Source organism: Microbacterium sp. (assembly GCF_052102115.1).
Lineage (GTDB): Bacteria > Actinomycetota > Actinomycetes > Actinomycetales > Microbacteriaceae > Microbacterium.
In genome coordinates this window covers 1-24,290 of record NZ_JBQDVP010000003.1, presented here as the reverse complement: position 1 = coordinate 24,290, position 24,290 = coordinate 1, and the positions used below count along the sequence as shown (strand labels likewise).

Genomic DNA, 24,290 nt, shown 5'->3' with positions numbered 1-24,290 from the left:
CGAACTCAGATCCCCAACAGAAACGCCCCGGCCTCGGCCGGGGCGTTTCTGCGTTCCGATGCGGGGGGTCAGCGGAACAGGCTCGCAGAGTACTGGTCGGCATCCGAATACTGCGTCGCGGCAGAGCCGAGCGCATTGCCGATCGAGTCCAGCACCTGTTCGACATGCAGCTGGGCTGCGGCCCACTGGTCGCTGCAGCCCTGGAACGCCACGGATGCGGCGCCGGTCCAGGACGACTGCAGCTGCGTCAGCTGTGCCTTCAGCGCCTGTGATTCGCTGCGCAGCCGCTCGATCGTGGCTCTGGTCGCACCGTTGGCGGCGAAGACCGCCTCGGTGTCGACGGTGTATACGGACATGGGAACTCCTCTCGTCGGAGTTCACAGGCTAGAAGAGCGCCGCCCGGCCCCAGGCGCCTGAAACCACGATCGGTGGATGATCCGCCCCGGCAGCGCGCTGTGCAGGACGAGTCCACGAAGACTCAGATGTCGTCCAGGTCCAGACGGTCGAGCGGCTGGGTGTCCTCCAGCAGATGCTCGGGCGTCGCCTGTGCCGGTGCGAGCGGCAGCGTCACCGTGAAGGTCGCGCCGCCGCCGGGCGTCTCGTCGACGTGCACCTGACCGTTCAGCGCCGAGACGATGGATGCCACGATGGCGAGCCCGAGACCGGAACCGCCCGTTTCTCTGGCACGTGAGGTATCGGCCCGCCAGAACCGCTCGAAGATCTGCTCGCGGATCTGCGGGGGAATACCATCGCCGTGATCGACGATCGCGATGCTGGCTGTTCCCGCCATTCGATCCGAGTCGACGACGATCTCGATCGGAACGTCCTCCGACGAGAACCGCCGGGCATTGCCGAGCAGGTTCGCGACGACCTGGCGCACCTTGTTCTCCTCGCCGAGGACGATCGGAGGTGTGCGCACCGGGACGTCCTGGGCCTCGCTGAAGTCGATCTGCGGCATCGCTCGTTCGTTCGTGCGCGGTCGGCGCCGCAGCCGTGACAGTGGGCCGGTACGCGGCTTCGGGGCTGGCGGGTCCGCCTTCGGAAGCGCAGGGAGGGGACGCACCAGCGTGTCGGATGCGGCATCCGCCGTCCGATCGATCACCGTGATCCTTCGCCCGGGGGCAGCGGCACGAACATCGAGAGCGGCATCACGGGCGAGCGGTCGCAGATCGAGAGGGTCGACCTGCACCTCGGGCTCCTCGTCGAGGCGCGCCAGGTCCAGCAGATCCTCGACGAGGACGCCCATCCGGATCGCTTCTTTCTCGATGCGCTCCATGGCGCGGGCGGTGTCTTCCTCACCTCGGATGGCGCCCATGCGATACAGCTCGGCGTATCCGCGGACGCTGACCAGGGGAGTGCGCAGCTCGTGGCTGGCGTCGCCGATGAACCGGCGCATGTGCTGCACGGTGCGATCACGCTGCGCGAGGGACTTGTCGATGCGCTCGAGCATGGTGTTGATGGCGAAGTTGAGACGGCCCACCTCGGTGCTGGGTTCGAGGTCGGTGAGGCGCTGGCTGAAATCGCCGGATGCGATGAGCATGGCGGCCGATTCGACCTGTCCGAGGCGGCGGAACGTCAGTGTCACGAGCCCGCGGATGAGCAGGGCGGCGATCAGCAGAGTCACCAGGGCGACGGTGATGTAGACACCGAAGTACTGCCCGATGATGCTGTCAGCCTCGGCGAGAGGGAGAGCGACGTACTGCACGTAGAGCGTGCTGCCGTCGTCACCGGGGACAACTCCGACTGTGCCGCGGAAGTCGTGGCCGTCGGCGCTGCGCAGCGGAATGATCTGACCGTCCAGCGCATGCGCCTGGTCCAGCGGCATGGTCGAGGGGAACGCGGGTGCGGACTCTCCGGTCGCTCCTCCTGCCTGTCCGAGGAATGTGCCGTCTGCGGCATATACGGCGAAGTTGTAGTCCGCCGAGCGTGGGATGTTTTCAGAAGGCGTGAGCCGCTGCGCCCCGTCGACCACCTCGACGTCGAACCAGCGGCTGACCAGGTCGCTCACGGCGAGCGAGGGGAGCTGCGTCTCGATGTTCTGGATCAGCGAGCTGCGCAGCAGCGGAACCGTACCCACTCCGGTGACGACGAGCCCGAGCGCGAGCACGGCCACGGTGACGCCGGTGACCTTGGCGCGCAGGCTGATGCGTCGCCACCAGCCGGTGACCGCGTCAGGCTTCTGTGCCATGCCCGCTCCCTTCGCGGGCTACTTTCCCACCTTCAGCATGTAGCCGAAGCCGCGCTTGGTCTGGATGACGGATTCTTCGGTGAACGGGTCGATCTTTCGCCGCAGATACGAGATGTAGCTCTCGACGATGCCCGCGTCGCCGTTGAAGTCGTACTCCCAGACATGGTCGAGGATCTGCGCCTTCGAGAGCACCCGGTTCGGGTTCAGCATCAGGTAGCGCAACAGCTTGAACTCGGTCGGGCTCAACTCGATCTGCTCTTTGCCGACGAACACATCGTGCGTGTCCTGGTCCATCGACAGCTCACCGGCCCGGATGATCGACTCCTCGTCGGCCTGCATCGTGCGACGCAGGATCGCCTGCACCCGCGCGACGATCTCGTCGAGGGCGAAGGGTTTGGTGACGTAATCGTCACCGCCGGCGTTCAGCCCCTCGATCTTGTCCTGCGTGTCATCCTTCGCCGTCAGGAACAGGATCGGCGCCGTGAAACCTGCACCGCGCAGGCGCTTGGTGACGCTGAATCCGTTCATATCGGGCAGCATGACATCGAGGATGATGAGGTCTGGTTCCTCCTCGAGCACAGCGGAGATGGTGGCGGCGCCGTTCGAGACGGTCTTGACCTGATACCCACCGAAACTCAGACCGGTGGACAGCAGATCGCGGATGTTCGGCTCGTCGTCGACGACCAGGATGCGTGCATCGCTCATGTCCCCATTATGGTGACTTCAGCCATGCGGTGGCTGATTGTCTGTCGGAGCGCCCGGAATGCGGCCGTTTCGATCACGCCGCAGCGAGGGCGTCTGGTGAGGTTTCGACTCGCTGCGCTCGCTCAACCTTGATGCGCGATGCGCTCAAGTCGGCTGCGCCGCCGTGAGCGCATCCGCATCAAGGATCGTGTAGCTGTAGCCCTGTTCTGCGAGGAACCGCTGCCGGTTCTGCGCGTAGTCCTGATCGACCGTGTCGCGGGCGATGAGTGTGTAGAAACTCGCCGTGTGACCGGACTCCTTCGGTCGCAGCAGGCGCCCGAGACGCTGCGCCTCCTCCTGCCGAGATCCGAATGAACCCGACACCTGGATCGCGACGGATGCCTCGGGCAGGTCGATCGAGAAGTTCGCCACCTTCGAGACGACGAGCAGTTCGATCTCCCCCTCGCGGAACTGCTGGTACAGCTCCTCGCGCTCGTCGACCGGCGTGGCGCCGGTGATCTGCGGAGCATCCAGCGCTTCGGAAAGGGTGTCGAGCTGGTCGAGGTACTGCCCGATGACGAGGATGCGCTCGCCGGGATGCTTGGCGATCAGTTCTCGCACGGCCGCGATCTTGGCCGGGGCGGATGCTGCCAGACGATACCGGTCGTCATCGGTCGCTGCGGCGTACTCCAGCCGATCGTCGGCGGGCAGGTCGACGCGGACCTCGAAGCAGGCGGCGGGAGAGATGAACCCCTGCGCTTCGATCTGCTTCCACGGCGCATCGAACCGCTTGGGACCGATGAGGCTGAACACATCGCCCTCACGGCCATCCTCGCGCACCAGCGTTGCGGTGAGGCCGATGCGGCGCCGGGCCTGCAGGTCGGCGGTGAGCTTGAAGACGGGGGCGGGCAGCAGATGCACCTCGTCGTAGATGATGAGGCCCCAGTCCAGAGCATCCAGCAGCGCGAGGTGCGCGTACTCGCCCTTCCGCTTGGCCGTCAGAATCTGGTAGGTCGCGATCGTGACCGGCTTGACCTCTTTGGACTGACCCGAGTACTCGCCGATCTCCTCGGCGGTGAGCGAGGTGCGCTTGAGCAGCTCGTCGCGCCACTGGCGGGCCGAGACGGTGTTGGTGACCAGGATCAGCGTGGTCGTCTTGGTCGCAGCCATCGCCCCGGCGCCGACGATCGTCTTGCCGGCACCGCAGGGGAGCACCACCACGCCGGAGCCATCGTGCGAGAACGCATCGACGGCATCCTGCTGGTAGGGGCGGATGTGCCAGCCGTCCTCGGCGAGTTCGATCTCGTGCGGGGTGCCAGGCGTGTAGCCGGCGAGGTCCTCGGCCGGCCAACCGATCTTCAGCAGTTCCTGTTTGATCTGGCCGCGTGCCCAGGCGTCGATGACGTAGGTGTCGGGGTTCGGACGACCGATGAGCAGCGGTTGGATGCGCTTGTTGTTCGCGACCTGTGTGAGTACGGCCGGGTCGGTCGATCGCAGGATCAGCAGGCCCTCGTCGTCGCGCTCGATGACCAGGCGCCCGTAGCGATCGACCGTCTCGCGCAGATCGACCGAGACGGACGGCGGCACGGGGAACCGTGACCAGCGGTCGAGGACCTCGAGCATGTCATCGGCGGTGTGCCCGGCCGCACGGGCGTTCCACAGCCCCAGCCGGGTGATCCGGTAGGTGTGGATGTGTTCGGGCGCGCGTTCGAGTTCGGCGAAGATCGCCAGCTCGTGGCGGGCGGTCTCGGCGTCCGCGTGCGCGACTTCGAGAAGAACGGTGCGGTCGCTCTGGACGATCAGGGGGCCATCAGACATAGCGGTCCAGTCTAGCGCCGCCTACGCGGCGGACGGGTCGATCACCCGGGCGGATCGGATGCTCTTGACCGGCAGGGTGCGCTCGACGTCGGCGGCGCGGTCCCTCCCGCGCAGGCGCCCGCCGCCCAGGCCGCTCGCCTCGAGCTGGAGCTCGCGCACCGTGCCGTCCGGCATGAGGATCTCCACGGTCAGCACGGCTTTCGAGCGCACAGCCGCTTCAAGCTCGCGGTCGAGCCAGGCGGCGTCCGCATCTGGACCCTGCTGCGCGCGAAGGCGGGCGATCAGTGGGCCGTGGTCGGGCGCGGCCGTCGGGGCAGATGGGGGAGCCGGATTCCGGTCGACGACGAGCGGCTGCCCGTCCGATCCGACGATCATGGCGGGGTAGCGGGCATCGGCCAGCGTCCAATACACGGTGTCTCGGCCGACCCGGGAGCTCAGGCCCGCGGCATCCCGAGTCAGAGCGAGCGGGCGCAGCGACTGGTCGACAGCCATCGCATCGAGCAGCGTGGAATCTGCGCTCGTCACGCGGGTGCGGCCCGAGTCAGCATCTGCGAACACGCGCACCAGCCCGTGGCGCTGACCGGTCTGCATGACGAGGTACTCGAGCGGCTGGGGGATGCCGGTCAGCGATATCTCGCCGAGGAAGTCGAGGATGGACGCCGCCGTCTCGCCCGAGCTGAGCGCGTGTGCGATCGAGTCCGCCGTGAAGCGATACGAGGATGCCTGGGCGGCCGACTCCCGGGTGGCGATGCCGCGCAAGCGCACATCCAATGCGGGCTCGAGGTGGCCGGGAGCGATCGCTGTCAGATCGTTCTGCAGGAAGATCCGGTCGACCTCGGCAGGCAGCAGCTGGGCCAGGGCCCCGGCGTCAGCGGCGTCGCCGCGTCGCAGCGGGACCGCCCACTCCGGCTCGGAGTCGTCGTGTTCGGCACCGTCGTATTCTGCCTCGTCGTGTGCGATCAGGCCCAGCAGCTCGGCCTTGGCGCGGATCGCGGCGCTCCGCTGGTGCCAGGCCGGGTCCCAGGGGTACTGGTACGGCCAGCGCGGCACCGGCAGCCACCCTCCCGTGGCGGTCCGCAGACCGCGCGGGAGTGCGTCGCGGAACGCCTCGACGAGCGCGATCCACCGAGCGGATGCGGACAGTCGCAGCCAGGCGGCCCCGGAAGCGGTGGCGTGCAGCCGTCGGTCGATCGGCGCGAGAAGGCCGGCGTCTGCGGCGATCGCCGCCAGGTCGTCGAGGAGCTCGGCCGGGGTTCCCAGTTCGGCGATGCGACGCTTCTCGCCGGCGGCGAGGCGGCCTCCGGTCAGCAGCGCGAGGGGGGATTCTGCGGCGAGGAGCACGAGGTCGGCGATGGCGGCGACGCTGGTGAAGGCGCGCTCGGCCGCCCGCGCCGCAGCCTGAGGGCGCGCCGCGGAGACCTCGACGTCATCGACGTTCTCGCTGCCCTCCGCGGAGGCGGGTGCGGGGCGCGTTGCGACGGCCTCCGCGACCGGGGGTACGGGCGTGCCGTCCGGGCGCAGCAGCGCCAGAGCGATCAGGGTTTCGACCGCGGCTCGCTGTTCGGCGCCCGTCCTCGCTCCGGGATCGTCGGTGTCGGCCGCCCGCAACAGGGCCGTCGCCTCGGGCAGGGGCAGGCGTGGCAGCATCCGATCGATGGATGCCGGGTCGAGCAGGGCATCGGCGGCATCGAAGAAGTCTGCCCAGGCGACGTCCTGGCGCACGCCGCGCGCGTCGAAGAGCTCGGCGAGCTCCGCGTCGGAGGCGGCGGCCAGCCACATGGCGAGCGGACGGGCGTGCGTGCTCATGTCACGGGCGCTTCGCGGCGCGCCCCTTTCGCACGAAACTCATCACGAGCAGGGCGATGATCATGACGAATGCGGCGGGCAGGCCCCACATCGGGACCGCCGCGACGATGGGCCAGACGCCATCGGCGAAGGCATCCTGGTTCATTCCGGTCGCGCTGCCGATGATGATCGCGAAGAAGCAGGCGACCGAGAGCGCGGCGAGGGTCAGCGCGGTGAACGCGAGGATGCGGTCCCATTGACCGACCGGCGCCTCTGGTCCGGGATTCTGCGTGCTCATCCGTCTCAGCCTAGCCCCTGGAACACCGCTAAGCTGGGGGAGTCGGCGCACGAGCGCGCCCGCATTTCGGCACCATCACACAGCGAGGTTCTCCATGCCCACCGGCAAGGTCAGGTTCTACGACGACGAGAAGGGGTTCGGCTTCATCGCCAGCGATGACGGCCAGGACGTCTTCCTGCACGCCTCTTCCCTGCCCGAAGGCGCCGCGGTCAAGTCCGGTTCGCGCGTGGAGTTCGGCGTCGCCGACGGAAAGCGCGGACTGCAGGCGCTCTCCGTGCGCGTGCTCGAGGCGCCCGTCAGTCTTGCGAAGAGCAAGCGCAAGTCTGCCGACGACATGGCGGTGATCATCGAAGACCTCGTGAAGCTCCTCGATGGCATCGGCGGCGACCTGCGCCGCGGACGTTACCCCTCCAGCAGTCACGGCCGCAAGATCGCTGCCGTCCTCCGCAAGGTGGCCGATGACCTCGACGCCTGAGCCACCGGCGGAAGCCGATGATCGCCTGACCGGCGCGCACGACCTCGCGCTCGCCGCTCTGCAGGAGATCACGCCTGCCTCCACGATCGGACCAGCCGCCGGGTACATCGCCGAAGACGATGGCTCGGTGTCGCTGCGCTTCGAGAATCGCCTCGCGGGCTACCCCGGCTGGTACTGGACCGTCACTGTCGCGCGGGTCGAGGACGCCGAGCCCACCGTGCTTGAGGTCGAGTTGCTGCCGAACGAGGGGGCGCTGCTCGCTCCCGACTGGGTGCCGTGGGCTGAACGGCTCGCCGAGTACCGGGCGCACCAGGCCGAACTCGCCGAGCAGGCCGCGGCCGTTGCTGCCGAGGGCGGGGACGGCGAGTCGTCCGGGGCATCCGACGATGAAGCATCCGATGCTGACGAGGACGACCTCGACGATGATGACCTCGAGGACGGCGAACTCGCCGACTCGCGCGTGCTGCACGCCGGCGATCTCGACGGGGTCGACATCGATGAGCTCGACGATTCCGCCGAAGATCCTGACGAGGACGAGGACGAGTAACCCGCTCAGGCTCCGGTGTTCTCCAGCACGTAGTCGATCGAGCGGATGAGCTGGCGCACGTCGTCGGGCTCGATCGAGACGAACGTCGCGATGCGCAGCTGATTGCGGCCGAGCTTGCGGTACGGCTCGGTGTCGACGATGCCGTTGGCGCGCAGCGTCTTGGCGATGCCAGCGGCGTCGATGCTCTCGTCGAAGTCGATCGTGACGACGACGGGGGACCGGTGCGACGGCTCCGCGACGAACGGGGCCGCGATGTCGGATGCTTCGGCCCAGTCATACAGTGCCTGCGATGACTCCGCCGTGCGCGCTCCGGCCCAGGCGAGTCCGCCGTTGTCGTTGATCCACTGCAGCTGGGTGTCCAGCAGGTGGAGCGTGGCGAGGGCGGGCGTGTTCAGCGTCTGGTTCAGACGCGAGTTGTCGACCGCGTTCTTCAGGCTGAGGAACTCCGGGATGTACCGATCGGATGCCGCGATCCGTTCGATCCGTTCGATGGCCGCCGGCGATGCGGCGGCGAACCACAATCCGCCGTCGGACCCGAGGTTCTTCTGCGGTGCGAAGTAGTAGACGTCGGCCTGCGTGACGTCGAAGTCGATGCCGCCGGCGGCGCTGGTCGCGTCGATCACGGTCAGAGCACCGTCTGCGGCGACGCGCTGCACGGGAGCCGCCACACCGGTCGAGGTCTCGTTGTGCGGCCACGCGTAGACATCGATGCCCTCGACGATCTCGGGAGCGGTGAGTGAGCCGGGCTCCGCCGTGCGCACATCGGGGGCCTCGAGCCACGGGGCGCCGGCCGCCTTGGCGAACTTGCCGCCGAACTCGCCGAAGGTGAGGTTCTGGCTGCGACGTTCGATGAGACCGAAGGCCGCAGCATCCCAGAACGCCGTCGACCCGCCGTTGCCGACCAGGATCTCGTAGCCCTCGGGAATGCGGAGCAGCGTCGCGAGCCGGTCGCGGACGCTGCCGACGAGGTTCTTCACGGGAGCCTGACGGTGCGACGTGCCCAGGATGCTGGCGCCAGCGGTGACCAGCGCCTCCAGCTGCGCCGGGCGCACCTTCGATGGGCCGCAGCCGAAGCGGCCGTCGATGGGCAGGAGGTCACGGGGAATCTCGATCGCCATGGGTCGATTCTAGGGGCGCGCCCGCGCTGTCCTTCGCACTGTGACCACCGCCGATGTCGGTGGGGGAATGTAGGCTTGCCTAAGAGACCCCGGAGGGCCAGATGACCGACTTGATCGACACGACGGAGATGTATCTCCGCACCATCCTCGAACTCGAGGAGGAGAACATCGTGCCGCTGCGCGCGCGCATTTCGGAGCGCCTCGGCCACTCGGGTCCCACCGTCTCGCAGACGGTCGGCCGGATGGAGCGCGACGGCCTCGTCGTCGTCTCTGAGGACCGCAGGCTCGAGCTGACCGAGTCCGGGCGTCGCAAGGCCGTCGACGTGATGCGCAAGCACCGGCTCGCCGAGCGTCTGCTGTCTGACGTGATCGGTCTGGACTGGGCGTTCGTGCATGAAGAGGCCTGCCGCTGGGAGCATGTGATGAGCGAACAGGTCGAGCGTCGCCTCGTCGAACTGCTCGGTCACCCGACCGAGTCGCCGTACGGCAACCCGATCCCCGGCCTCGATCAGCTCGGTGACATGCCCGCCCGCATGTTCGACGAGGGCGTCGTGGGTCTGGTGCAGAAGCTGAACGATGCCGGTGAGCCGATCGAGGGCACGGTGCGCCGTCTCGCCGAACCCGCGCAGGTCGACCCGGAGTTGCTGCAGCAGCTCCGTGAGGCCGGCGTCGTGCCGGGCGCGCACGGCAACTATCGCTACAACGAGGGCTACGTGCTGATCCAGATGGACGGCACCGACGAGGGTCTGGAACTGCCCGTCGAGCTCGCATCGCACGTCTTTCTCGTCGGGGAAGCGGCCTGACTCGACGGGCGGAAGATGCCACAGCATCCGCTCTCGGAAGATTGCCAGCATGTCAGGGTGACAGGATCGTTATGTTCCGGTAACCTCGGACAGGTCGCCGACGAAGAAGCCCGTTGGTGGCGAACCCCGTGAAGGCTGCCTCACCGGCTCGTCGTCCTCACGGTCACATCGCACAAAGTGCCCCGAGCAAGTGCCACGAGAAGCAGAGTGCCGACGAGCCAGCGCACCCGAGCGCCGAGGCGCAGGAGGAATACCTTTGGCCGCAGACATCGAACCGACCACGACATCTGAACAGACCCCGAAGCGTCGTCGACCGATTGCGCCGCGCGACGCGGCACGCAAGATGATTCGGCCGATGCGATCCATCGCCATCTTCGGTGCGGTCGGTGCCCTGGTCGCAGCCGTCGCCCTTCCCGCCTATGCCGCATCGTCGACGCCGGTCGATGCCACTGCGACCCTGCAACAGGTGGCTGAAGACGACGCGCAGTCCCTCGTCGTGGCGTCCGCAGCCACGAAAGCTCCGCTCGACCGCTCGACCTACTCCGCGACGACGCCCGAGGAGATCGAGGAGAAGAAGGCAGAAGAGGCCGCTGAGAAGGCGGCCGCTGCCGCTGCCGCTGCGGCAGCCGCAGTTCCCGAGTCAACTGGTGGTGGCGGCATCGACGTCGGCGACTACGCACTGGTCTCTCCCGGTTCCGGCGAGGTTCGGTACCCGCTTCCCCAGGGCTCCTACACGCAGGGCCGCACCACCGTTGGGCCCGACAGCGGCGGCCACCAGGGTGCCGACATGCTTGCACCGGCGGGGACGCCGATCTACGCGGCGGCCGCTGGTGTCGTTCGCAATTCGCAGGAGAGCCTCGGTGGGTATGGGGTCGGCATCATCATCGATCACGTCGTCGGCGGTCAGAGCGTGTCGACGACGTACGGTCACATGACGTACGGAACCCGCCAGGTCGAGGTCGGCGAGACCGTGTCCGCCGGGCAGCTCATCGGAGCTGTCGGCAGCACCGGCAGCTCCACGGCGAATCACCTCCACTTCGAGGTGCACGTGAACGGCAGCGTTCTCGAGCCATACGCGTGGCTCGCCGCCAACGCCGGCTGATCCGGCACCCGTCTCCGCGAGCGACACGCGCCGGAGTGTTCACCGGTCGTTTCGTGATACGTCGGCCGGATGGGTTAGCCTGAACCCGTCGTCGCACGGACGGGAGAAGCCGATGGAACGTATACCGAGCATCCGCACCATGGATGCCCTCGGTCGTTACGTCCTTCGGCATTGCCCGCAGGGATGCACTGAGCTTGACGTGTGTCAAAGGCGTCGCCCATAGGGCGGCGTCTTTCTTCGTTTCTGCGGGTCGTTTCCGTCCATGTGACGTCGTGTGAGTCGAGAGTGCCGGGAAGCCGTCCCGGCGGATCGAGAGGATGACGATGCGCACACTTGTTCTGAACGCCGGGTACGAGCCGCTCGCGGTGGTGTCCTTCAAACGAGCCCTGGTGCTCGTGATGAACGACAAGGCCACTGTGATCGAACGTGTCGTGGATGACCCGGTCTGGGCCGCGGCCGCCTCCTATGATCGGCCGGCCGTCATCATCCTGTCGAGATACGTTCGCCTGCCGCTGAGCAGACGGGTGCCGGTCACCAGACGCGGGGTGCTGCGCCGGGATAACCACCGCTGCGGCTACTGCGGCAAGTCGGCATCCACCGTCGATCACGTGCTTCCGCGCTCGCGCGGGGGAGCGGACTCCTGGGAGAACCTGGTCGCCTGCTGCCTGCGCTGCAACAACGTCAAGGGCGACCGCACACCGCAGGAGATGCACTGGCAGTTGCGCTTCATGCCGCGACCGCCCAGCGGCGGACGCTGGACGGTGCGCGGTACCGAACGCAGCGACCCGTGCTGGGAGCCGTACCTCGCGCTCGCCGCGTGACGCTCATCCGTCCCGTCGTGAGCGACTGCTCCGCACGAGCTGCATGATCACGATGACGGCACCGACGGTGCCGGCGAGCATCGCGATGGTCATTCCGGCGAACTTGAGCACGGCGAACCCCGAGTGCGTGATCGCCAGGGCATCGGCGAAGCCCGTGGGATCGGCGAGCATGACGAAGCTGACAACGTTCTCCAGCGCGTCGCTCAGCGCTCCGGTGATCGCGGCGACGACCGTCGTGTAGCCGATCGTGCGCCCGAGCCGTCCGCTCGTCAGTCGCACGATCAGCAGCCCGCCCAGCACGCCGAACGCCGCGACGCACGCCATGAAGATGAAATCGAACTGCTGCACCTGGGCGAAGGCCTCGAGCGTGCCCAGTTGCGCGAGTTCTGCCCAGTGTCCCTTCACCGCGGTGCCGGAGAACGTCGTCTGGCCTTCGAAGAACGTCACCGGGTATCCGGTGGCGTCGTAGCGATTCTGCAGTTCGCCGTTCACCCCCATCATCAGGGCGAGCGCGAGTACGACCAGGACGGAATGGAGCCACAGCGGGAACACCCGCCATCGTGACGTGGAGAGCGGGCGAGCGGATGCTGTCGGACGAACGGCTTCGATGTGAGACATGAGCTTTCCTAACATTCCAAGGAATATTTACGGATTGAGCCTATAGTCCTAGGAATGAACATGCAACAGCACCTGCAGGCTGGACTCGTGAGGCAGCTGGGGATTCTCAGCCAGCTGTTCCAATCGCGAGCGGCGTCGCTGCTGTCACCGCTCGGCCTCTCGTACTCGCAGATGGCGCTCCTCACCCACTTGGAGGCGAATCCGGAGGGGGCGACGATCACCCAGCTCGCGCAGGCGATCGACATCCAGCAGCCCGGAGTGTCGAAGGCCGTCGCGCGTCTGGAAGACATCGATGCGGTGTCGACCGAGCGCGAGCCCGGCAGCCCGCGCGGCAAGCGCGTGCACCTCAGCGCCACCGGGCGCGAACTCCTCGCCTCGATCCGCGAGGCCCTCACCCCTGCCGTCGACGCCTGGTTCGGAGACTCCAGCGATGCGGAGCTGCAGGATCTGCTTCAGCGGATGCAGACGCTCTCGCAGCGGATCGCCGAGCAGGAATCACCGGGCGCGTAGAGCCGTCTGCTAGCGCCTCGGTGAGGACGTGCTCCTGGCTGGACAAAGTTACAAACTCGCGCCGCCCTCTGAGATCCTTGATTTATCGGGCAAAAGCGGGAATTGAGATGGTTCGCATGGCGGGCGAGATTGGGGTCGTTCTGGATTCTCGGGGCCGTGTTTCCCGATCAGTTGAGAAAGCTCCAACCTCGTACACTCCAGGGTTCGTCCTCCTTCTGCGGCGCGAGTACGAGTCTGGTAGGGCTGCCCGAGACATCGCTGAAGAATACAATCTCGACCGGGCGGTCATGATGAAGCATCTCCGCAGGTCTGGGGTCCGGATCCGCAATCAGGGCCTCACCGCCGAACAGGCAGTGCGTGCCGCTGAGATGTATCTGTCGGGCCTGACGTTGGCCAAGGTCGGCGCGCACTTCGGCGTCGCGCAGGGCACCGTGCGTCGTCATCTGCTTCTTCGTGGCGTGAGATTTCGGCCAGCTCTGGTCAAAGCTCAACCGTCCACATAGATCAGCTCGACGCCACTGGGGACTGCTGCACGGATAGGTGACGGTTCTAGTCACGCCGCCAGTGCGACGGTCGTGTTCATGATGGCTTCGAACTCGATCGGCGTCAAACGCCCGAGCGAAGCCTGCCGGCGACGCCGGTGATAGGTCCGTTCGATCCAGGTCACGATCGCGATGCGTAGCTGCTCACGAGTCGTCCAGGAGCGGCGGTCGAGGACGTTCTTCTGCAACAGGGCGAAGAACGATTCCATCGCGGCGTTGTCTCCGCACGAGGCCACTCGGCCCATCGATCCGACCAGGCGGTGTCGGGTCAGAGCACGCAAGAACTTCCTGCTTCGAAATTGGCTTGGCTGCCTCGGTCGCTGTGAACCACGCAGCCGGCGACGTCGCCACGCATCTGAACAGCGTTCTCGAGCGCTCGGACGGCCAGGCTTGACTTCATCCGCGAGTCGATCGAGTACCCGACGATCTTGTTCCCGAACACATCCTTGATCGCGCAGAGGTAGAGCTTGCCCTCTGCGGTCTTGTGCTCGGTGATATCGGTCAGCCAGAGCCGGTTCGGACCGTCCGCGATGAACTCGTGTCTGACCCTTCCGTTCTCATCAGTGACGGTGCAGAGATCGTCATGGACGGCTGGGCCGGGTTTCTTGCCGTTGCGGCCGCGCTTCTTCCCGAACACGCTCCACCAACCGTTGGCCGAGGTGATCTTCCACGCCGTCTGATCCGACATCGGCTCACCCTCCTCACGGGCCTGGTCCGCGAGGAGCCTGTGCCCGAACTCGGGGTCATCCCGATGCGCGTCGAACAGAGCATTCGCACGATAAGCCTCGATCAATTCCGCATCGGAGACACGATCCTGCAGCCACCGGTAGTACGGCTGGCGGGAGAGCTTGAGAACCCGGCACGTCACCGTGACGGGGATCCCGTCAGCGGCGAGCTCTGTCACGAGCGGGTAGAACCTTTTCCCGGCAGATTTGCCTGCGACAGATACGCTGCCGCCCGCCGGAGAATCTCGTTCTCCTGCTCGAGGAGCCGGTTGCGCTTGCGCAGCTCTCGCACCTCGTCGCTCTCCGAGCGCGTCACACCGGGTTGCTCGCCATCCTCAATACGAGCCTGACGCATCCATTTGTCGAGCGTCCCGACATGAACACCGAAGTCCTTCGCGATCTGCGCGAGCGTGACCTCCGGATCACGCTGCTGCGCGACACGAACCACGTCGTCACGGAACTCCTTGGGAAACGGCTTGGGCATGATGACATCCTTCCAGGCCAGCCCTCCGGGCTAGCCACCTCAGATGTCACCTATCCGTGCAGCAGTCCCGATGACGAGCTGACCACGCATGAGGTTCCAGTTGCCGTGGCGGTGTTCGTGGAGCCACTTCGCTGTGTTCTCCGTCGCTACCCCCAAATCACCGGCCAGGACGTCGGCTGCTGCAGCCGACGGCGCGAGTCCGATGACTGAGCCTTTGCCGTGGCGTCTTTCCCATGCCGTGTGGAGGGCTTGCATGGTGGTGGTTTTGTCGACGTGTCGGGTTTGACCGGCGTACCTACCAGGCAACAAGGGAGGTCGTCATGGACGGCACAACAGCAAGCAACGGCGTGGAGCAGGTCGTGGTGTACCTGCGCATCTCCGAAGATCGTACCGGCGCGGAGGCCGGAGTCGAGCGGCAACGGCAGGACTGCCTAGAGATGTGCGCGAGGCTCGGGATCACCGATCCGGCGATCTTTATGGACAACGACATCTCCGCGTACTCGGGCAAGAAGCGCCCCGGCTACTTGGAGCTGTTGGAGCGGGTGAAGCTGGGGCCGTCGCGGATCGTGGCGTGGCATGTGGACCGGCTCTACCGTCGCCCCCGCGAGCTGGAAGACCTCATCGACCTCGTGGAAACACACCCGATCCGCATCGAGACCGTCAAGGGCGGCGCGTTCGACCTCAACACCCACGAAGGGCGGTTGATGGCGCGGCAGCTGGTCGCGATCGCTTCCTACGAGTCAGGCCACAAAGCAGACCGCATCCGGCGCGCGAACCAGCAGAAGGCCGAGCGCGGTGACTGGCACGGCGGCGCGAAGTACGGGTACGGCATCGGAGGCGTCCTCATCCCCGAAGAAGCCGCCGTGATCCGGGAGATGGCTGACCGGTTCCTGGCAGGTCAGTCGGTGCGGCAGATCACGAGGTGGCTCAACCGTGACGGCGGGCCGGTGCCGCCGTCGAAGGGGAAGAGTCGGTTGAACGTGTGGCACGAGAGCACGGTCGGGTCGATCCTGTGCTCGGCCAGGATCTCCGGGCAACGCGCTTACGAACCGGCGTCGAAGACGACCGCGACGTGGGAACGACGTGACCGGGCGATCCTGGGGCCGGGGAACTGGGAGGCGATCATCACCCCGGAGGAGACAGCGCGTATCCGGGCGGTGTTCAACCACCCCGACCGGCGCGTGGGCCGCTCATCCAAAAGCCTCCTCGCGGGGCTGATCACCTGCGCCAAATGCGGCAACACCCTTGTCTCCTCAGGGCTCCACCGGGGTGAGACGTCGATCGGGAAGCGACGCTTCTACCGCTGCCTCCCCCTCCCCGGCAGGCCCGAGCGTGGCGGACTCGTCGTGACCGCACACGGCATCGAAACCCTCGTGAGTGAGGCGATGATCACACGCCTCGCCGCGACCACCCTGCCTGCCGCCGCACCGGGTGAGGATGCGGGAGTCAGTGCGGCGATGGAGCAGATCACCGCCGCGAGGCAGCGCATGGAGGACATGGCCCGCGACTACGGAGCCGGGCTGCTCTCCCGCACCGAACTCCACGCCGCGAAGACCGCCGCCACCGCAACCATCACCAACGCCGAACTCGTCCTCGGGCGTAACGCGAAGTCCTCCGCGCTCAAGGGCATCCCCATCGGAGACGAACAGGCACTCCGGCACGCGTGGGATGAGGAGTGGTCGATCCCGCAGAAACGCGCGATCATCGCCGCACTGATCGACACCCTCATCGTCAAACCCGCAGAACCCGGCAAACGCGGGGCCAGGTTCCGGCCCGAACGCGTAGACCTCACCTTCAAAGCCTGAGCTATGAGCACGACCGTCAGGCGCAGGAGAATCGGAGCTCCTGCGCCTGACGGTCGCACCTACCAGGGGTTCAAGTGTCGGAGCGGGTGAGGACGCGCAGCTTCGACAGCGCCACCGGATCGGTGACCGCGAACGACACCCCCGACCTCACGCACGCCTCCCGAGTGAACGCCTCCACGTCGAAGCCCGGCGGGAGGTTCCCCGGTGCCTGCGCGGTGCGGCGGGATGGGGTCCGTACCTGTCTCGTAGACGTGCCGTGTGTGGTGTCTGTGATCGTGTCCATACCCAGTAGGTGCGGAACCCAAACCACAACATCTAGTATTCACGGCTATCTTGAGCTACTATATGTGCTCACGCAACTCAATCAGGGACCACGCGGCGGTTGAGAATCCCAACCACCAAGCCCGGCAACATGCCGGATCGCGGCAAGCTGCGCGGTGGTGTTGATTCAACACCACCGACGGCACTCCCATCCGGTTCACCGCAGAACGGATTTTCCCAGATGAGACGGTGGTGCCGAATCGGCACCCCCGCAGCAACCCGTACCTTGCACACGCCCCGCATGCGGGGCGTCCTGTTTTCAGGCACGCTCGGGCTCAGCATGAGCACATCGTCTCCTTCCCGACGACTCAGAGGTGTCGTCACTGGGATAGGTACGGAGCCCATCCGGTTCACCTGCGCCACGACGGCCGGCTCGGTCCGCAAGCCAGCGCGTTGCGGTGTCGCCGTAACGGGCGATTCACCGACGTGGGAGTTGAACTGCCCTGTTCGCCTTCGCGCACGGAATCGTGAATCAACATTCCGCCGAATGATTCCGCAGTTTCTTCGAAGGTCACCTGTGGACTACTCCACGCCGACACACGCTCCTACGCGGTCCCTAGCGCATGAGCAAGCACATGAAATGTGTAGTAGCTGCCGCCGAGCTACGTCTTCGGTTCAGCATCCCTTACGCCGTTAGCTGCGCTCTGCCGCCCGAATGATTGTTCATTCCGCCGAGCCAATCAGACGGCGGTGCTTCGAGATTCTTGGGCGCTGTTGGCGTAGGCTGGCGGGCGGCGCGTCGGGAAGTCTGGTCGACATCGGCGCCGGCCTGTCGGGTCGGCGGTACGACCAGAGGAGACCCATGACCTGCAAGGCGGTTGCCGAGGCGCAGTGCATCCGCGCATCAATCCCGCGGATGCGCGAATGCGCTGGCATTTCGGCACCTCGGAGAGAACAGCGATGGCTGAGGCACTGGTAGGGGGCCGGCCGATGCGCTTTCTCCTAGCGACGGCTGGCAGCCGCGGTGATGTGGAGCCCTTCTTCTCACTGGCGTCAGTGCTGCGTGAAGCGGGGCACGTCGTGCGGGTCGCTGCGCCCGATGACCCGGACACGGGGAGCGATGTTGATTCGGTGAGTCTCGGGGTGAGCTTCGCTGACCTCGGGCGGGTTGTTGCCGATGTCAGCGGGATGCGAGCGTTTCGTGAGCACATCCGTCCGGCGATGCGCACGATCCTGGGCCGCGCGATGGATGAGGCTGTCAACTGGCGACCGGATGTGATTGTTGCCCACCCCAAGCTCCTCACGGTGCCCATCGTGGCCGAGCACCTGGGGGTCCCGTATCTCACGGTCGAGCTGACCCCGGTGTTGAGTCCGACGGGCGAGTTCCCTGCCGCCGGGGTGCTAAACCACTCCCTCGGATCGGCGATCAACCGGCTCAGCTATCGAGCCGCCGCCGTGGGCGAGCGCATGTTCAGGGCAGACATCCGCACGGCGCGGCAGCGCCTTGGCCTCTCCGGCTCGCAGAACCTCTTTCCGCCGGCGGGGTCGCTGGTCGCGGTGAGCCCGACGTTGCTGCCGCGTCCTGCGGACTGGCCGACCACCACCCATCTCACGGGCGACTGGCCACGCCAGCCGTCGCCCGAGGGCAACCTGGATGCGGCGGTGCGGGACTTCGCCGCCAGCGACGCTCCGTTTCTGTATGCCGGGTTCGGGTCGATGCGCGGCGGGGACGCCGCGACACGCGCCGAAGCGATCGTCGACGGCGGACGGCGGGCAGGGCTCCGGGTTCTGCTGGCGACGGGCTGGGGTGGCTTGGAACCCCCGCAGCGGTGTTTGGGGGGCGACGTGCTGGTCGTGTCGGCAGTGCCGCACGCCGCGGTGCTCCCTCACGCGGCGGTCGCGATCCACCACGGTGGGGCCGGCACTGTCCACGCTGCCGCTCGCGCCGGAACCCCGTCAGTGCTGGTCCCGTTCCTCGCGGACCAGCCGTTCTGGGCTCGGCTCCTGCACCGATCCGGGCTCACCGGCCCGCCACTTGATCGAGACCGCCTCACCGCGGACCGTGTCCAGGCGGCGATCGCGGACGCGGTCGACCGTCGGCCAGCCGTCGACCGTGTTGCCGAGAAGATGCGAGCCGAAAACGGCCCGGCGACAGCAGCCGCCGTCATCACCCGGATCGCGGCTGGCACGGGTGCGTCATGACCGGCGCCGTCCTGCTCCTGGGCGAGCCGCTCCTCCCACCGCCCGTCTGCAAACCTGCGCGGTCAGAGCCGGCCCGAACGATCGTGTGGGTGAGCGACCTCCGCGACACGGCCGGCAGACGCGCCGAACGGGCGGCGTTGAAGACCGCGGCACACGCGGCATTCGAAGCGTGCCGAGCCCGCCCGAACCTGCGTCACCTGCTCCTGGCCTACCGGGCCGACCCCGCCATAAGCCCGGCTCTGCACCGTCTTGCGCGGGCCGTCGCGACCCGGCTGCATACGGAGATCGAACTACGGGCGGGCCGTGACGTCGACGTCGTTCTCCTCGACGTCTCCGGCCTGGACGAGTCTGTCCCGGACGACCAGGAACTCCTGCGGGAACGGCTGGAGGAGCTGTCGCGGCAACCGGCCGGGCTCGCTGGTGCTGCTGCTCTTGACTGGAGTGAGATCCGTAACGAGAGCATCCGTCACGTGGCGAGCAGCGAGTACATCTGAGCGGCCATGTCCAGGATGACGTGAGACGCGGCGCGGTAGGCTGGGTGTGGCGCGTCGGGAAGCCTGGTCGACACATTCTGTCTCTTGTCGACCCTGATCGGATCCGCCTATGACTTCTCGTCGCCCTGCCCGCCGCACGCCGGAGCGTGCCACATTCCCCGCCCGCGGGACCTATGCCGAGGCCCGGCGCATCGGTTCCCTGCTGCGCAAGGAGACGGTCGGCGGTGCGCTGCTCGTGCTCATGGCCGCGGTCGGCATCGTGTGGGCGAACTCGCCCTGGGCGGACGGGTACTTCGCGCTGCGGGACTTCGAGATTGGGTACGAGCCGTGGCACCTGCAACTGAGCCTGGGCGCGTGGGCGGCGGATGGGCTGTTGGCGATCTTCTTCTTCCTGGTCGGTCTCGAACTCAAACGAGAGTTCGTCGCCGGCGACCTGCGCCGTTTCTCCACCGCGATCGTCCCCGTCGCGGCCGCGGCCGGCGGCGTGGCCGTGCCGGCGCTGTTCTACCTCGCGATCGTCGGGCAGGACCCGGCGCTGGTGCACGGGTGGGCGATCCCGACCGCGACCGACATCGCGTTCGCGGTCGCGGTGCTCGCTCTGATCGGCTCGCACCTGCCGAGCCCGCTGCGGATCTTCCTCCTCACCCTCGCCGTCGTGGACGACCTCATCGCGATCACGATCATCGCGGTCTTCTACACCGACACGATCGATATCATCCCACTGCTGCTGGGCCTGCTCACGATCGCGGTGTATGCGGTGCTCGCCCAGCGGTATCGCCAGTTCTTCCACCTCAAGCCCGCCGCAGCGTGGCTGATCCTGCTGCCCATCGGCGTCATCGCCTGGGCATTCGTCCACGCCGGAGGCATCCACGCCACCATCGCCGGGGTGCTGCTCGGCTTCACCATCCCTGTCCTTCACCGCCGCCGCGACCACGTCCCCGACACGGAGCCGGGACTGGCGGAGGTGTTCGAGCACCGGTTCCGGCCGCTGTCGGCCGGGTTCGCGGTCCCCGTGTTCGCGTTCTTCTCCGCCGGGGTCGCCCTCGGCGGCATCGACGGGTTCCTCTCTGCGCTGACCGACCCGGTCACGATCGGCATTGTTCTCGCGCTGGTCGTGGGCAAACCGGTCGGCATCGTGGCGGTTACCTGGCTGACCACCCGCATCCGTGGTATCCGCCTCGACCCGGCCCTGCGATGGATTGACCTGGTCGGGGTCGGTCTGCTCGCGGGTATCGGGTTTACCGTGTCGTTGCTGGTCACCGAACTCAGCTTCACCGCGACCGATCCGCACCACGACCATGCCAAGGTCGCGATCCTGCTCGCCTCCGTGCTCGCCGCCGCGATCGCGTCGATCCTGCTCACCAGCCGAAACCGCCGCTACCGCCGGATCGCGCAGGCCGAAGCAGTCGACGAGGACGGCGATGGCATCCCCGACGTCTACCAGCGCCCATAGAACACACCGGCCCCACGTGTCAGCGGTCGAGCTGACGCATGCCAGCCTGCGAACGCGAGCGCGACGACCCCGGGGAGGGCGAGCTGCACCGGCGCGACTGCGGCACCGTGCGACATTGCCCACAGCGTGGGCGCAGCCAGCGGCATCCAGCTCCCAGTGCCGGTGAGAGCACCGACCTGCGCGATCACGACGAGCGCGATCGCGCCGCCGGCCGCAGCCGGCAGGGAGCGCGTGAGGGTCGCGATCCACGCCGCCGGGACGGCGATGCCCGCCGACAGCATCCACGGCCGCCTCAACGATACCCATCGGTTGTTGTAGGCCTCCGCTGGTGAAAACCACCGAGCCGCCGCGCACGATATGGATCGTGATGCGGTCATGGGCGAGCGGATTGATGGGTCGGCGCGAGGCTGTCTGATGCGCGATAAACGGCCTTACACGGGGAGGGCTGAGCTGGCAAAGGAGGGAAACCATGAGTCACGGCCACGCTCATTAGAGCGGCTACCCCAGTACGTCGCGGCGGGACAGCGCCCAGGCGGTAGTGCCCATGAGTAACGCTGTCAGGCTCCATAGCAGGCCCAGACCTCCCCAGTCGAAGCCGTCCGCGAGCGGGGTGTTGCCGAATGCCCAGTGGTAAGGCGAAACGTTAGACAGCCAGGCGAGGCCGTCGTTGGTGGCTCCGATGGCATCGAGGACGTAGCCGAGGAGGGCGATCCCGGCTCCTACTCCGATCGCCCAGGATCGCCGCCCGGTGAGGGCGCCGAGCGCGAGGGCGGCGAGACCGGAGAGGAGGCTGAGACTTGTCCAGGCCAGTGTGACGGCGAGAAGGTTCGTGGCTGATAGGGCGAGTTCTGCGGGGGCGTTCACTACGAGGATCAGCAGGAATGCCACCACACCGAGGGCGAGCCCTTTGACGATGAGTGCCGCCGCGCTTTCAAGTGCGTATTGTGCGCGTCCCACCGCGTGCGCGAGGGTGAGTTCGAGTCGTCCGGTCTCTTCCGAGCCTGCAATGAAAGCAGTGCCCCAGGAAATGCTGGCGATAGCTGCGAGGACGAAGCCAAGAAGACCGAAGAAGGATGCTTGCGTGTAGCCCGCTCCGGTCGTGACCTGATCGAATCCGAGGGTGTTCACCAGCTCAGTGGGAAGGCTACCGATCAGCTGCGTCAGCGCGGGCGATTGCAGAGAGGGGAACAACGGAAGGTACAGGCCGATCACAGCCGCGATGCCGAGCGACCAGCCGAGTTGCCCCCGCCAGCCGTCCAACAGTTGTCGGGAGAAGATCGGGGCCTCGGGCCTGGAGGTTCGTGTGATCGTCGCCGTGGTCAACTGGTGCCGTCCGTTCGGGCGTACAGATCGAGGATCGACTCTTCGAGGTCGGGTTCTTCGATGGTCAGGTCGCGCACGGTGAACTGCGCCAGCGCCTTCACGACCGTGTCGGCCTCCCCTCGGATGGTGGCCTTCACTCTCACCAGCTCGCCCGCCGCGGCCGACTCCGCGTCGAGGTCATCCAGCATCGGCAACGCGGAGAGCACCGCCCGCGCCGCGTCGGCCGTGGTGTCTGCGAGCACGACGCTCATGCGGGCGGAGCTGGAGAGTCGCAGAGCCGACACATCACCCTGGGCGACGATCCTGCCGGCGGCGAGCACAGCCACGTCATCGGCGGTGTGTTGAATCTCCGTCAGGATATGTGAACTCAGCAGAATCGACTGGCCCGCCTCACGCGCCTCACGCACCATCGCCAAGAACTCGCGCTGCACCAGGGGATCGAGACCGCTGGTCGGCTCGTCGAGAATCAACAACTCGGGTCGATGCATGAACGCCTGAACCAAACCCAGTTTCTGCCGGTTCCCTTTCGACAACGCACGCACTGGGCGGCTCAAGTCAAGCCCCAAACGCTCAGCCAAGCCTTCGATCGTGCCCGGCTTGACCGGACCGCTGATCTGAGCCAGGTGATGCAAGAGCGCGCCGCCTCGGATACGCTCTGACAGCTTCAGCTCGCCGGGAAGGTAACCGATACGACGGCGCAGCGCTGTACTGGCGCGGCGCGGCGCGACACCGAGCACGCTCAGCTCCCCAGCGGTGGGGCGGATGACGTCGACGAGCATCCGCAACACTGTCGTCTTGCCTGCACCGTTCGGCCCTATCAGTCCGAACACCGAACCTTGTTCGACGCGCAGGCCGATGCCATCGACGGCGAGGTGCTTACCGTATTTCTTCTGCAGTTCGCGTGTCTCAATGACGGCGGTCATACGTCACCCTCTCCCTCGTCCGAGTCAGTGTTGCTCTGCCCTGCAAGAGCGTTTCGAGCCGTTTCAAGCAGCCCAGTGTCGGCGTAGAGACCCTCCGTCAGGATCTCGAGAGTCGGGACCGTGAGTCGCGCCGCACCCTCAGCAGAGAACAGGTCAGACCCCAAGACTTGCGCGAAGCGATCACGCATCATGAACTGCGCAAGACCGAACACGGTGACCAGCATCGCAGTCGCCTCGGGATCAGACGCAGGCCTGATCGAACCCGACTCACGCCCTTCAGACAAGTTCTGCTCAGTGCGCGCTACCAGCCGGGAGAACAGCTCATCACCGGCCTTTCCTGGTTCGACAAGCAGGCGAGCGATGTAGTTGAACTTCGCCCCTGCACTCGCCGCTTCAACCAGAAGCGCCCGGACCACATCCGGGGAGGGCGCCCTCACCGACGCGAATCGCTCATCGAGCAGTTTGGCCATGACATGCTCATCGCAGACGCGCTTCAACTCGTCCTTTGAACCGTAATGATGAATCACCAGACCAGGACTGACCCCGGCGGCCTCCGCGATCGCCTTCACGCTCGTCTTGTCGAACCCGGCAGCGGCGAACAGCTCGATCGCCGCATCGCGGATACGAGCACGCCCCGTCAGGTCAGAGGCCCCGGATGCTGACTGCACATTTAGCAGACTATATGGGCATTTAGCGTTTACCAAGCCCATACCTCTCGCGTGACCGCCTGCCAAGCCTCGACAGGCAAGGAACGGCCCCAGATAAGACTTCCGCTCTGGTACGCACGGAACATGTAGTCCGTCTACCGGACTGCGGAAGCAAAGATGGGTGCGCTTGTACCGGACCGCATGTTGCTATCGGTCAACCGAGGCGGCACATGGCGTGTGAACTACCGCCGTGAGCCGTGAGGGGAATCACCTTCCCACGGAAGGACGTGACCGACCCTGTTTCTGCCCGTGTTTGCAGCGATCTCGCGTGCGTCGCGGAGAGTCTCGTCGTCAGCGTTGGTTGCCAGGATGTTGCCACGTTTCCGCCCTGCGGAAGCGGTCGATCCTGGTGCACTGAACGCTGGTCGAGCGTGGCGAGAGACGGCGATTGGGGGCCGATGGTGTTTGAGCATACTCATCGTCGCGGGACGTCCTGAAAGTCAGGTGGTCATGCCGTCGAGACGGTAGCCCATGCCGGGCTCGGTCAGGAGATGCACCGGGCTTGTGGGGTCTTCTTCGAGCTTGCGTCGCAATTGGGAGACGTAGAGACGGAGGTAGCCGGTGTCTTCGGCGTGTTCGGTGCCCCAGATGGTGGTGAGGATGG

Annotated in this window: 25 protein-coding genes and 2 pseudogenes; 10 read left to right on the top strand and 17 right to left on the bottom strand. The window is 66.6% G+C overall.

All coding sequences use genetic code 11. The annotated features are described in order from the left end of the window. Positions 1-68: 68 nt before the first annotated feature. The 6 genes from ACTICP_RS01755 to ACTICP_RS01730 form a co-directional block, all read right to left on the bottom strand. The gene (locus ACTICP_RS01755; protein ID WP_441888902.1) at positions 69-356 is read right to left on the bottom strand and encodes a WXG100 family type VII secretion target; all 288 of its coding nucleotides are present in this window, start codon (positions 354-356) and stop codon (positions 69-71) included. A 122-nt stretch (positions 357-478) separates the two neighbouring features. Continuing rightward, positions 479-2,188: a sensor histidine kinase gene (locus ACTICP_RS01750; protein WP_441888900.1), complete on the bottom strand. Its 1,710-nt coding sequence runs from the start codon at positions 2,186-2,188 to the stop codon at positions 479-481. 18 nt (positions 2,189-2,206) lie between these two features. Next, positions 2,207-2,893, bottom strand: coding sequence for a response regulator transcription factor (locus ACTICP_RS01745; RefSeq protein ID WP_441888898.1), 687 nt, complete (start codon positions 2,891-2,893; stop codon positions 2,207-2,209). A gap of 144 nt (positions 2,894-3,037) precedes the next feature. Beyond that, positions 3,038-4,690 (bottom strand): DNA repair helicase XPB, encoded by a 1,653-nt coding sequence (locus ACTICP_RS01740; RefSeq protein WP_441888896.1) that lies wholly within the window; start codon positions 4,688-4,690, stop codon positions 3,038-3,040. A gap of 21 nt (positions 4,691-4,711) precedes the next feature. After that, positions 4,712-6,496 carry a helicase-associated domain-containing protein gene (locus ACTICP_RS01735; RefSeq protein WP_441888894.1) on the bottom strand — a complete coding sequence of 595 codons (1,785 nt, stop codon included), beginning with the start codon at positions 6,494-6,496 and terminating at the stop codon, positions 4,712-4,714. Between the two features lies 1 nt (position 6,497). Further along, positions 6,498-6,773 carry a multidrug ABC transporter ATPase gene (locus ACTICP_RS01730; RefSeq protein ID WP_441888892.1) on the bottom strand — a complete coding sequence of 92 codons (276 nt, stop codon included), beginning with the start codon at positions 6,771-6,773 and terminating at the stop codon, positions 6,498-6,500. A gap of 94 nt (positions 6,774-6,867) precedes the next feature. Between ACTICP_RS01730 and ACTICP_RS01725 the strand changes: the two genes are divergently transcribed. Both ACTICP_RS01725 and ACTICP_RS01720 read left to right on the top strand, forming a co-directional pair. After that, complete coding sequence (locus tag ACTICP_RS01725) at positions 6,868-7,248, top strand: cold-shock protein (protein ID WP_441888890.1); 381 nt, start codon at positions 6,868-6,870, stop codon at positions 7,246-7,248. Then, entirely contained in the window at positions 7,232-7,795 is a 564-nt protein-coding gene (locus ACTICP_RS01720) for a DUF3027 domain-containing protein (RefSeq protein WP_441888888.1), read from the top strand. Before ACTICP_RS01725 ends, ACTICP_RS01720 begins: the two co-directional genes overlap by 17 nt. A gap of 5 nt (positions 7,796-7,800) precedes the next feature. Here the strand turns inward: ACTICP_RS01720 and serC are convergent, their stop codons facing one another. Next, positions 7,801-8,913: a phosphoserine transaminase gene (serC, locus tag ACTICP_RS01715; RefSeq protein ID WP_441888886.1), complete on the bottom strand. Its 1,113-nt coding sequence runs from the start codon at positions 8,911-8,913 to the stop codon at positions 7,801-7,803. Positions 8,914-9,014: 101 nt separating this feature from the next. On the opposite strand from serC, the gene ACTICP_RS01710 reads away from it, so the two are divergent. From ACTICP_RS01710 to ACTICP_RS01700, 3 genes are all read left to right on the top strand, one after another. Then, entirely contained in the window at positions 9,015-9,716 is a 702-nt protein-coding gene (locus ACTICP_RS01710; RefSeq protein WP_441888884.1) for a metal-dependent transcriptional regulator, read from the top strand. 355 nt (positions 9,717-10,071) lie between these two features. Further along, a complete protein-coding gene (locus ACTICP_RS01705) occupies positions 10,072-10,818 on the top strand; it encodes a M23 family metallopeptidase (RefSeq protein WP_441888882.1) in 747 nt (248 codons plus the stop codon). 323 nt (positions 10,819-11,141) lie between these two features. Beyond that, complete coding sequence (locus tag ACTICP_RS01700) at positions 11,142-11,639, top strand: HNH endonuclease (protein ID WP_441888880.1); 498 nt, start codon at positions 11,142-11,144, stop codon at positions 11,637-11,639. Positions 11,640-11,642: 3 nt separating this feature from the next. Here ACTICP_RS01700 and ACTICP_RS01695 read toward each other — a convergent pair whose 3' ends face one another. Then, a complete protein-coding gene (locus ACTICP_RS01695) occupies positions 11,643-12,257 on the bottom strand; it encodes a hypothetical protein (protein ID WP_441888879.1) in 615 nt (204 codons plus the stop codon). A 54-nt stretch (positions 12,258-12,311) separates the two neighbouring features. Here ACTICP_RS01695 and ACTICP_RS01690 point away from each other — a divergent pair, with 54 nt between their 5' ends. Further along, on the top strand, positions 12,312-12,767 hold the full coding sequence (locus tag ACTICP_RS01690; RefSeq protein ID WP_441888877.1) for a MarR family winged helix-turn-helix transcriptional regulator: 456 nt from the start codon (positions 12,312-12,314) through the stop codon (positions 12,765-12,767). A gap of 167 nt (positions 12,768-12,934) precedes the next feature. Here the strand turns inward: ACTICP_RS01690 and ACTICP_RS01685 are convergent, their stop codons facing one another. The 3 genes and pseudogenes from ACTICP_RS01685 to ACTICP_RS01675 form a co-directional block, all read right to left on the bottom strand. Beyond that, the gene (locus tag ACTICP_RS01685) at positions 12,935-13,210 is read right to left on the bottom strand and encodes a hypothetical protein (RefSeq protein ID WP_441888875.1); all 276 of its coding nucleotides are present in this window, start codon (positions 13,208-13,210) and stop codon (positions 12,935-12,937) included. 110 nt (positions 13,211-13,320) lie between these two features. Continuing rightward, a pseudogene (locus ACTICP_RS01680) lies at positions 13,321-14,518 on the bottom strand (IS3 family transposase). 69 nt (positions 14,519-14,587) lie between these two features. Then, positions 14,588-14,785, bottom strand: a pseudogene (locus ACTICP_RS01675) (AAA family ATPase); the annotation flags it as partial. A gap of 53 nt (positions 14,786-14,838) precedes the next feature. Between ACTICP_RS01675 and ACTICP_RS01670 the strand changes: the two are divergent. Further along, positions 14,839-16,323: a recombinase family protein gene (locus ACTICP_RS01670; RefSeq protein ID WP_441888873.1), complete on the top strand. Its 1,485-nt coding sequence runs from the start codon at positions 14,839-14,841 to the stop codon at positions 16,321-16,323. Between the two features lie 70 nt (positions 16,324-16,393). Here the strand turns inward: ACTICP_RS01670 and ACTICP_RS01665 are convergent, their stop codons facing one another. Next, positions 16,394-16,606 (bottom strand): hypothetical protein, encoded by a 213-nt coding sequence (locus ACTICP_RS01665; protein WP_441888871.1) that lies wholly within the window; start codon positions 16,604-16,606, stop codon positions 16,394-16,396. 968 nt (positions 16,607-17,574) lie between these two features. Between ACTICP_RS01665 and ACTICP_RS01660 the strand changes: the two genes are divergently transcribed. From ACTICP_RS01660 to nhaA, 3 genes are all read left to right on the top strand, one after another. Beyond that, positions 17,575-18,786, top strand: a complete 1,212-nt coding sequence (locus tag ACTICP_RS01660; RefSeq protein ID WP_441888869.1) for a glycosyltransferase — start codon at positions 17,575-17,577, stop codon at positions 18,784-18,786. 89 nt (positions 18,787-18,875) lie between these two features. After that, positions 18,876-19,280 carry a hypothetical protein gene (locus ACTICP_RS01655; RefSeq protein ID WP_441888867.1) on the top strand — a complete coding sequence of 135 codons (405 nt, stop codon included), beginning with the start codon at positions 18,876-18,878 and terminating at the stop codon, positions 19,278-19,280. A gap of 109 nt (positions 19,281-19,389) precedes the next feature. After that, positions 19,390-20,733 (top strand): Na+/H+ antiporter NhaA, encoded by a 1,344-nt coding sequence (nhaA, locus tag ACTICP_RS01650; protein WP_441888865.1) that lies wholly within the window; start codon positions 19,390-19,392, stop codon positions 20,731-20,733. On the opposite strand, the gene ACTICP_RS01645 is transcribed toward nhaA, so the two are convergent. From ACTICP_RS01645 to ACTICP_RS01625, 5 genes are all read right to left on the bottom strand, one after another. Next, positions 20,718-21,014 carry a hypothetical protein gene (locus ACTICP_RS01645; RefSeq protein ID WP_441888863.1) on the bottom strand — a complete coding sequence of 99 codons (297 nt, stop codon included), beginning with the start codon at positions 21,012-21,014 and terminating at the stop codon, positions 20,718-20,720. The genes nhaA and ACTICP_RS01645 overlap by 16 nt on opposite strands. A gap of 217 nt (positions 21,015-21,231) precedes the next feature. Further along, the gene (locus ACTICP_RS01640; RefSeq protein WP_441888861.1) at positions 21,232-22,056 is read right to left on the bottom strand and encodes an ABC transporter permease subunit; all 825 of its coding nucleotides are present in this window, start codon (positions 22,054-22,056) and stop codon (positions 21,232-21,234) included. Next, positions 22,053-22,979: an ABC transporter ATP-binding protein gene (locus tag ACTICP_RS01635; RefSeq protein ID WP_441888859.1), complete on the bottom strand. Its 927-nt coding sequence runs from the start codon at positions 22,977-22,979 to the stop codon at positions 22,053-22,055. Before ACTICP_RS01635 ends, ACTICP_RS01640 begins: the two co-directional genes overlap by 4 nt. Beyond that, positions 22,976-23,689, bottom strand: coding sequence for a TetR/AcrR family transcriptional regulator (locus ACTICP_RS01630; RefSeq protein WP_441888857.1), 714 nt, complete (start codon positions 23,687-23,689; stop codon positions 22,976-22,978). Before ACTICP_RS01630 ends, ACTICP_RS01635 begins: the two co-directional genes overlap by 4 nt. Positions 23,690-24,126: 437 nt before the next feature. Then, on the bottom strand, positions 24,127-24,290 hold a 164-nt coding region (locus tag ACTICP_RS01625), incomplete at its 5' end, for a winged helix-turn-helix domain-containing protein (RefSeq protein WP_441889090.1).

Excerpts from the sequence above, each read along its gene's own strand:
- ACTICP_RS01755 (WP_441888902.1), bottom strand. The coding sequence starts at position 356 with ATGTCCGTATACACCGTCGACACCGAGGCGGTCTTCGCCGCCAACGGT.
- ACTICP_RS01750 (WP_441888900.1), bottom strand. The coding sequence starts at position 2,188 with ATGGCACAGAAGCCTGACGCGGTCACCGGCTGGTGGCGACGCATCAGC.
- ACTICP_RS01745 (WP_441888898.1), bottom strand. The coding sequence starts at position 2,893 with ATGAGCGATGCACGCATCCTGGTCGTCGACGACGAGCCGAACATCCGC.
- ACTICP_RS01740 (WP_441888896.1), bottom strand. The coding sequence starts at position 4,690 with ATGTCTGATGGCCCCCTGATCGTCCAGAGCGACCGCACCGTTCTTCTC.
- ACTICP_RS01735 (WP_441888894.1), bottom strand. The coding sequence starts at position 6,496 with ATGAGCACGCACGCCCGTCCGCTCGCCATGTGGCTGGCCGCCGCCTCC.
- ACTICP_RS01730 (WP_441888892.1), bottom strand. The coding sequence starts at position 6,773 with ATGAGCACGCAGAATCCCGGACCAGAGGCGCCGGTCGGTCAATGGGAC.
- ACTICP_RS01725 (WP_441888890.1), top strand. The coding sequence starts at position 6,868 with ATGCCCACCGGCAAGGTCAGGTTCTACGACGACGAGAAGGGGTTCGGC.
- ACTICP_RS01720 (WP_441888888.1), top strand. The coding sequence starts at position 7,232 with ATGACCTCGACGCCTGAGCCACCGGCGGAAGCCGATGATCGCCTGACC.
- serC (WP_441888886.1), bottom strand. The coding sequence starts at position 8,913 with ATGGCGATCGAGATTCCCCGTGACCTCCTGCCCATCGACGGCCGCTTC.
- ACTICP_RS01710 (WP_441888884.1), top strand. The coding sequence starts at position 9,015 with ATGACCGACTTGATCGACACGACGGAGATGTATCTCCGCACCATCCTC.
- ACTICP_RS01705 (WP_441888882.1), top strand. The coding sequence starts at position 10,072 with ATGCGATCCATCGCCATCTTCGGTGCGGTCGGTGCCCTGGTCGCAGCC.
- ACTICP_RS01700 (WP_441888880.1), top strand. The coding sequence starts at position 11,142 with ATGCGCACACTTGTTCTGAACGCCGGGTACGAGCCGCTCGCGGTGGTG.
- ACTICP_RS01695 (WP_441888879.1), bottom strand. The coding sequence starts at position 12,257 with ATGTCTCACATCGAAGCCGTTCGTCCGACAGCATCCGCTCGCCCGCTC.
- ACTICP_RS01690 (WP_441888877.1), top strand. The coding sequence starts at position 12,312 with ATGAACATGCAACAGCACCTGCAGGCTGGACTCGTGAGGCAGCTGGGG.
- ACTICP_RS01685 (WP_441888875.1), bottom strand. The coding sequence starts at position 13,210 with ATGACGACGCACGGTGCCCTGCGCGACGCCGAAGTGCGCGCCGACCTT.
- ACTICP_RS01670 (WP_441888873.1), top strand. The coding sequence starts at position 14,839 with ATGGACGGCACAACAGCAAGCAACGGCGTGGAGCAGGTCGTGGTGTAC.
- ACTICP_RS01665 (WP_441888871.1), bottom strand. The coding sequence starts at position 16,606 with ATGGACACGATCACAGACACCACACACGGCACGTCTACGAGACAGGTA.
- ACTICP_RS01660 (WP_441888869.1), top strand. The coding sequence starts at position 17,575 with ATGCGCTTTCTCCTAGCGACGGCTGGCAGCCGCGGTGATGTGGAGCCC.
- nhaA (WP_441888865.1), top strand. The coding sequence starts at position 19,390 with ATGACTTCTCGTCGCCCTGCCCGCCGCACGCCGGAGCGTGCCACATTC.
- ACTICP_RS01645 (WP_441888863.1), bottom strand. The coding sequence starts at position 21,014 with ATGCTGTCGGCGGGCATCGCCGTCCCGGCGGCGTGGATCGCGACCCTC.
- ACTICP_RS01635 (WP_441888859.1), bottom strand. The coding sequence starts at position 22,979 with ATGACCGCCGTCATTGAGACACGCGAACTGCAGAAGAAATACGGTAAG.
- ACTICP_RS01630 (WP_441888857.1), bottom strand. The coding sequence starts at position 23,689 with ATGGGCTTGGTAAACGCTAAATGCCCATATAGTCTGCTAAATGTGCAG.